This is a genomic window from Micromonospora sp. M51 (assembly GCF_018070305.1).
Taxonomy (GTDB): domain Bacteria; phylum Actinomycetota; class Actinomycetes; order Mycobacteriales; family Micromonosporaceae; genus Micromonospora; species Micromonospora parva.
Genome location: NZ_JAGPXZ010000307.1, coordinates 1 through 6,729, shown reverse-complemented (window position 1 = coordinate 6,729; position 6,729 = coordinate 1). Strand labels below are relative to the sequence as shown.

The window sequence follows — 6,729 nt, the reverse complement described above, 5'->3', positions numbered from 1 at the left end:
AACGATCTCAGCGTCGCGGAGGTGGCAGCCGAGATGCGGGCCCCCGTCGGGACCGTGAAGACGTACCTCGCCCGTGGCCGGCGAGCGATGGCCGGGTTGCTGACCGATGCGCACCAGGAGGAGACCTCCCATGGCTGATCCGCGCGACGATCTCACCGCGATCGTGGACGAGGTCCGGCGAGTCGCCACGCTGCCGGGGGCGCAGGCGTTGCGGCAGCGCAGCGACCGGCGTCGGCGGCGTCGGGCTGCAGTGGGCGCGGCGGGGCTGGCCGTGGTGGCCGTCGCCGCTGGCACCGCCCTGTCACAGATCCGGAACGACGTCGAGACGCCGGACGCCGGCCCGGCGACCCAGGTCGCGCCGCCCGTGACCCCGCCCGTGGTGCCGTCCGCGACCGCCTCGGCGGGACCGCAGGAGATCCTCGGCGGCCGGCGGCAGGTCCAGATCACCCTGCCCGGCATGCGCGGCGCGACGTTGGCGATCGACAGCGACGGCGACCAGGTGCGGGCCACCACCGACCAGGGCATCGACGATCGGGCGCTGTGGGTGCTGCGCCCCGAGGGCGACAGGTATCGGATCCTGCTGGCGGCCGGTGCCACCGAGGTCTGCATGACCGTCGTGCACGACGCCGCGCCGGGCAGCGTACGCGGCCGGGCCTGTGATGCCGCCGCGTCGACGCAGCTCTTCCGGATCGATCAGGTTCCCGACGGCAGCTACTCGATCTTCCAGGGCAGGCGCTACGTCCAGGTGGTCGACGGCACCAACGCCCTGGTCCCCGACCTGCCCGAGGGCCTGACCACCACGTACGAGTTCGAGGATCGTGGGCCTACCCCGCGCTGACCGTCGAAACTTTCGATATCTGCCGCGCGCAGGATCCGTGATCTCACCCGCGTGGCTGCCCCGGCGGCCGGTCCCAGCGTCGTCTGAGGCGGTGGGAAGGCTCGAAAGTTTCGGCAAAATATTGACACTTCCCGATCGAAGCGCTCAAGCTTTACCTGGCTGGCATTCGTGATCATCGATCACGTTTCGTTCCTTCCTTTTCCATCACCACTCGGAAGGAGAGCCCCGTGGTCATCAGCTCGGGCCGCTCTACCACCCGATCGGTGGTCGTCGCGCTGGCGGTAGCAGCGCTCACGGTCGCCGGATCGGCATCGGTAGCAACACGAACCATGGGCGCGTACGCCGCCGTGGCCCCACTGGCCGCCGCGGTCGAGGACGAGGGCGCCGACTGCGCGGTGTCCGGCCTGCCGGACCTGGGTTCGCTGCCCACCAACGCCAAGCTTCCCGACCCCTTCAAGAAGCTGAACGGCCAGACCATCACCTCGAAGTCCGACTGGCGCTGCCGTCGGGCGGAGATCAAGGAACTGGCGGAGAAGTTCGTCTTCGGCGAGAAGCCCGCCAAACCGGCGACGGTCACCGGGACGGTGTCCAACAGCACCATCACCGTCAACGTGTCACACAACGGCAGGAGCACCAGCTTCTCGGCACGGGTCGAGCTGCCCAGCGGCACCGGTCCCTTCCCGGCCGTCGTGGTCGTCGGCGGGTTCGGCGCGGACACGGCCACCATCAAGGCCGCCGGCGCTGCCGTGATCAGCTACGACCCGTTGGCGGTTGGCCGCGAGGGCACCCCCCGGAACAACAAGCAGGGCGCGTTCTACAGCATCTACGGCTCATCGAGCAGCACCGGACTGCTCGCCGCCTGGGGCTGGGGCGTCAGCCGGATCATCGACGTCATCGAGCAGTCCGACGGCCGGATCCTCAAGGCGGACGCGATGGGTGTGACCGGCTGTTCCCGGTACGGCAAGGGCGCCTTCGCGATCGGGGTGTTCGACCAACGCATCGCCCTGACCATGCCGATCGAATCGGGCAGCGCGGGCGTGCCCATCTTCCGGGGCATCCCCGGTGAGGGCGCGCAGAGCCTCAGCAGCGCGTACGGGGAGCAACCCTGGCTGGGCGACGCGTTCGGCTCCTTCACCGGCAGCCCGAACCGGCTCCCGGTGGACACGCACGAGATGGTCGCCATGGTGGCACCGCGCGGACTGTTCATCATGGACAACCCGCACATCGCCAACCTCGGCCCGCGGTCGGCGAGCGTGGCGGCCCTGGGCGGCGCGGAGGTCTACCGGGCGCTCGGCGCCGGCGACAACATCACCTACTGGTCCGACGTGCAGGACGGCACCCACTGCGCCAACCGCCCCGAGTGGCGTACCCCGTTGCAGAACAGCATCCGCAGGTTCCTGCTGAAGACGGGCAACCAGCCGGGCGTGATCCGGATTTCCAGCAGGGCGCTCGGTCGGTTGGCCGACTGGCGGGACTGGTCGACCCCGGTCCTGGCTGACGGCCCGACCACCCCGCCGCCGACCACGCCCCCGCCGACCACCCCGCCGCCAACCACGCCTCCCCCGACCACCCCGCCGCCGACCGGTGCGGGTTGTGTGGCGTCGGTGTCGGTCAACCAGTGGACGGGCGGCTTCGTCGCCACGGTGCGGGTGACCGCCGGCGCCGCGCCGATCAACGGCTGGGCGGTAGCCATGACCCTGCCCTCGGGGGCCAGCATCACCAGCGTCTGGAGCGCCAACCGCAGCGGCACCACCGGCACCGTCCAGTTCACGAATGTCGCCTACAACGGCTCGGTCGCCGCAGGGCAGTCGACCGAGTTCGGTTACCAGGGCACCGGCACCGGTACGGGAATGACGGCCACCTGCTCGACCGGGTGACCCGCCGGCCCGGTGCGGAGGTTCACCGGCCTCCGCACCGGGCCGGGCGGCCCCGAGGGCGAGGCCCTCGTCGTCAGAGCCAGACCACGATCCCGGTCAGGTCGTTGAGGACGGCGGCCACGCCCGCCCGGATGGCCGCCGCGCAACGTTCCGCGGTGAACGAGTTCGGGTCGTACGTCGAGGACATGCCGAGCCCTTCACCACGGAACGACGCGCCCTCCCAGTCGACGGCGGTGACGTTGTGGGTGGGCTCGGCCAGCTCCGCGCCGACCACCAGGAACTTCTCGTCCAGGTGGTTCGGGGTGACCAGTGCGAGCCCGTCGATGAGATCGTTTCCCGCGCTGACGATGAGGTCCGGACCCATCTCCATCGCCTTGGCGATGCTGGGAACGGCCTCGCGCGCGTTGCCGACCACGATCGTCCTGAGGTCGACGTGCTCGTCGTCGGCCCACTCCTTGACCGCTGTCACCAGGGCCTTGGTCGGGTTGTCGGTACCGCTGGTCAGCAGGACGACCCGGTAGTCCTTCGGAGGGTGGACACCGGCCCACGAGCCGGGCTGCGGGGTGATGGTCGCCTCCGGCGCGGGCTTCGTGGAGGGGTCGACGAACCCGGGGCCGAGGGTGCCGATGGCGCTGGGCGCCGGACGTGGTTCGGACCAGTCGTCGCTGGAGTTGCAGGCGGTGACCAGCGCGGCGGTCGCGGCCAGCATGGCGACGGCCCGAAGCGGGGGGCGCAAGGTGATCGTCCTCCGGGTGGTGGCGGAATGTGCGCGTACTTCTTCGTATTCCTATCTCAATTCCGGTCACCGGCAGTCGGTGGGCGGCGGTTCGGGGATGTTGTTCTCCGGCGGTTCGTCGGTACGCGGGTTGGTGTTCACCAACGACATGCAACGTGCACTGGCCAACCGAGGGAGTCGAATGTCAGGCCGGATCCGCCGTACCGTTATCGTCGCCGCTGTCGGTTTCGCCGCAGCGGTGGTTCCGTTTCTGGCCGCCGAACCGGCGTCCGCGCACGGTTTTTCGTCGACTGTGTACGCGAAAATAACGGCGGGAGATGAGGGTCACATTCGAACGGCGGTGGAGCTCGAATACGACCTCCTCGTCGTCTCCGCCGCGGACGCCGGCCACGACGACCCGCTCTTCCAGGCCGGAACCGCGGCGTTCGAGGCGGGTGACACCGCTGCGCAGGCCGCCGCCCTGAAGGGCCACGCGTCGACGGTCCTCGGCTACGTCTCCGACCGGTTCTCGGTGAGCTCCCGGGGTGCGGCCTGCCGGCCGACGCAGGTGGGTGACGCGACGATCGGCGCCCGCGAGGGCGTGCCGTACGCGGACCTGCTGCTCGACTGGACCTGCCCCGAGCGGGTCGACGAGCACGTGGTGCGCAGTGGCCTCTTCCCGGACGGCGAGGGCTACGTCAAGGGCACGAAGACGATCGTCACCTACGAGATCGACGGCCGGTCGGGCAGTGCGGCGCTCGACGCCGCCCACCCGTCCTTCTCGACCGCGCAGGCCTGGTACGAGCGGTTCGGGGAGTTCTTCGTCCTGGGCGCCGAGCACCTGCTGAGCGGTGTCGACCACATTCTGTTCCTGCTGGCGCTCATCGCCGGGTCGCGGCGGCTCCGGGAGATCGTGCTCGCGGCCACCAGCTTCACGGTGGCGCACTCGGTGACGTTCATGCTCGCCGCGCTCGGCCTGGTCGAGGTGCCGGGGGCGATCGTGGAGCCGATCATCGCGTTGTCGATCGCCGTCGTCGCCGGCTGGCACCTGTGGGGAATCTGGCGGCGCGGTGAGCACGCGACCGACCTGGAGACGGCCGGGCGCGGTCACTTCAGCCTGGACCGGGCCGGTTGGATCCGCCTTGGCGTGGTGTTCTGTTTCGGTCTCGTGCACGGCCTGGGCTTCGCTGGCGCGTTGGGCATCGACGAGGCGTGGTCGTGGACCCTGCTGTGGTCCCTGCTGGTGTTCAACATCGGCATCGAAGTCGTTCAGTTGACGATTATCGCGGTCGTCTTCCCGTTGCTGTTCGTGCTGCGGCGTCGTGCGCCCAAAGCCGGCCTCTGGGCGACCGGGGTCGTTTCTGCGGGCGTGTCCCTTATGGGGTTGATCTGGTTTGTGCAGCGCATTTCTGGATCATGAGTAAGGCTAAGTAGTTCGTGAAGTGCAGTCTTTCGCAAGATCATGTTCACGGTTGGTTCATCGGGCAGCGAAAGCGTGGATTTGCTTCCCCAGCGTCGGGTGAAGGCACATCCATTTCTCTATTTGAAAAGGGAACAATGTCGATGACATTGAGCACCTCGTCACGGGCTTCCGCGCTCGTACGGCGTCGCCTGGTCGCCGGGGTCGCAGCCGGCTTCCTGGGCATGGGCGCGGCTCTCGGCAGTGGCCTGATGGCCACCGCGAGCGCGGCCGAGTCCACCACGATCACCGGTGTGGTCCTCGGCGTCGGCGCCAACGAGACCCAGCGCATCGTGAGCTGGTACTCCTCCGCCGACACCGCGCAGAAGATCCAGCTCGCCCCGACCGCCGAGATCGTCAACGGCGAGTTCCCGGCCGGCGCCGTCAGCTTCGACGCCGTTGGTGCGGCGAACACCTCCACCACCGGGTTCAACCGGCACGCCACGATCAGCAACCTGCGCGAGAACACGGCGTACTCGTACCGGGTCGGCGCCGAGGGCAGTTGGTCCCCGGCGTACTCCTTCAAGACGCGGGACTTCGAGGGCGACTACGACTTCCTGTTCTTCGGCGACCCGCAGATCGGCTCCTCCGGTGACCGGCTGAAGGACCAGGCCGGCTGGGAGGACACCCTGAAGGTCGCGACGGCGGCCAACCCGAACGCCGAGCTGCTGGTGTCCGCCGGCGACCACGTCGAGAGCGCCAACGACGAGGGCCAGTGGACCTCGTTCCTCGCCCCCGACCAGCTGCGCCAGGTCCCCCTCGTCGCCACCATCGGTAACCACGACGTCGGCGGCAAGTCCTACGAGCAGCACCACTTCACCCCGAACACCGACCGCTCGTCGCAGTACTACAACGGCGACCAGGCGACCCGGTCCGGCGGCGACTACTGGTTCATCCACAAGGACGTGCTGTTCATCGACCTGAACAGCAACAGCTACGTCAACCCGGCGGACGGCTCCGCCGGCGGCGACGCGGCGCACGTCGCGTACGTCACCGACGTCATCAACAAGCACGGCTCCGAGGCCAAGTGGAAGGTGCTGGTCTACCACCACTCCATCTACTCGCCGGCCAGCCACGCGACCGACAGTGACAACAAGCAGCGGCGGGAGGACTTCACCACCGCGTTCTCCAACCTCGGCGTCGACATGGTGCTGCAGGGTCACGACCACAGCTACACCCGCAGCTACTCCATCAAGAACGGCCAGAAGGAGAACCCGGACGAGAAGCCGGGCGCTGCCGACGTCTACCCCGGCCCGGGTGGCGTCATCTACGTGACGGCCAACTCGGCCTCCGGCTCGAAGTACTACGACATCAAGAAGCCGGACAGCTCCGGCACGGGCATCCGCGGCAACGGGCCGGACCCGCTGGACCCGAACAAGTACTGGTACAACTCCGTGCAGAACCAGGAGCACGTCCGCAGCTACGTCAAGGTGCAGGTGCGCAACGACAAGCTGGTTCTCGCGAACGTCCGCAGCGGCACCTGCGCGGCCCCGAACGCGGCGGTCGAGAAGGGCCTCTCCTGCGTCAACACCCCGGAGGGGCAGCCGGTCGGCTCGATCGTCGACAACGTGACGGTGCACCCGTACCACGGTGACGGCCAGGCCATCCAGGTCAACGTGCCGAACCCGGCTCCGGGTGAGTTCGGCTGGACGATCGACGGCTACAACGGTCTGGTCGACCTGGGCACCGCGCAGGAGCGCGACGGCACCTACTTCCAGGCCAACGGCAAGATCAACCCGATCCTCGTGTCGGACAGCCGCCGTTCGCTCGCCCCGTGGTCGATCTCGGCCAACGTCGGCGACTTCTCCGACGCCGACAAGAAGTTCTCCGGCTCCTACCT

Annotated in this window: 6 protein-coding genes; 5 read left to right on the top strand and 1 reads right to left on the bottom strand. The window is 68.7% G+C overall.

What is annotated here, in order from left to right; genetic code table 11:
• From KBX53_RS36865 to KBX53_RS36400, 3 genes are all read left to right on the top strand, one after another.
• Positions 1 to 138 (top strand): sigma-70 region 4 domain-containing protein (locus KBX53_RS36865; protein ID WP_256443376.1); only part of this gene is annotated, 138 nt, incomplete at its 5' end.
• On the top strand, positions 131 to 838 hold the full coding sequence (locus KBX53_RS17540; protein ID WP_030338092.1) for a hypothetical protein: 708 nt from the start codon (positions 131 to 133) through the stop codon (positions 836 to 838). The genes KBX53_RS36865 and KBX53_RS17540, both read left to right, overlap by 8 nt.
• 329 nt (positions 839 to 1,167) lie before the next feature.
• Complete coding sequence (locus KBX53_RS36400; protein WP_247675776.1) at positions 1,168 to 2,715, top strand: cellulose binding domain-containing protein; 1,548 nt, start codon at positions 1,168 to 1,170, stop codon at positions 2,713 to 2,715.
• A 73-nt stretch (positions 2,716 to 2,788) separates the two neighbouring features.
• Here KBX53_RS36400 and KBX53_RS17530 read toward each other — a convergent pair whose 3' ends face one another.
• Positions 2,789 to 3,451, bottom strand: a complete 663-nt coding sequence (locus KBX53_RS17530; RefSeq protein WP_210860405.1) for a hypothetical protein — start codon at positions 3,449 to 3,451, stop codon at positions 2,789 to 2,791.
• A 340-nt stretch (positions 3,452 to 3,791) separates the two neighbouring features.
• Between KBX53_RS17530 and KBX53_RS17525 the strand changes: the two genes are divergently transcribed.
• Positions 3,792 to 4,850 carry a HupE/UreJ family protein gene (locus KBX53_RS17525; RefSeq protein ID WP_309140794.1) on the top strand — a complete coding sequence of 353 codons (1,059 nt, stop codon included), beginning with the start codon at positions 3,792 to 3,794 and terminating at the stop codon, positions 4,848 to 4,850.
• A gap of 143 nt (positions 4,851 to 4,993) precedes the next feature.
• Positions 4,994 to 6,729 (top strand): metallophosphoesterase family protein (locus tag KBX53_RS17520; RefSeq protein ID WP_210860401.1); only part of this gene is annotated, 1,736 nt, incomplete at its 3' end.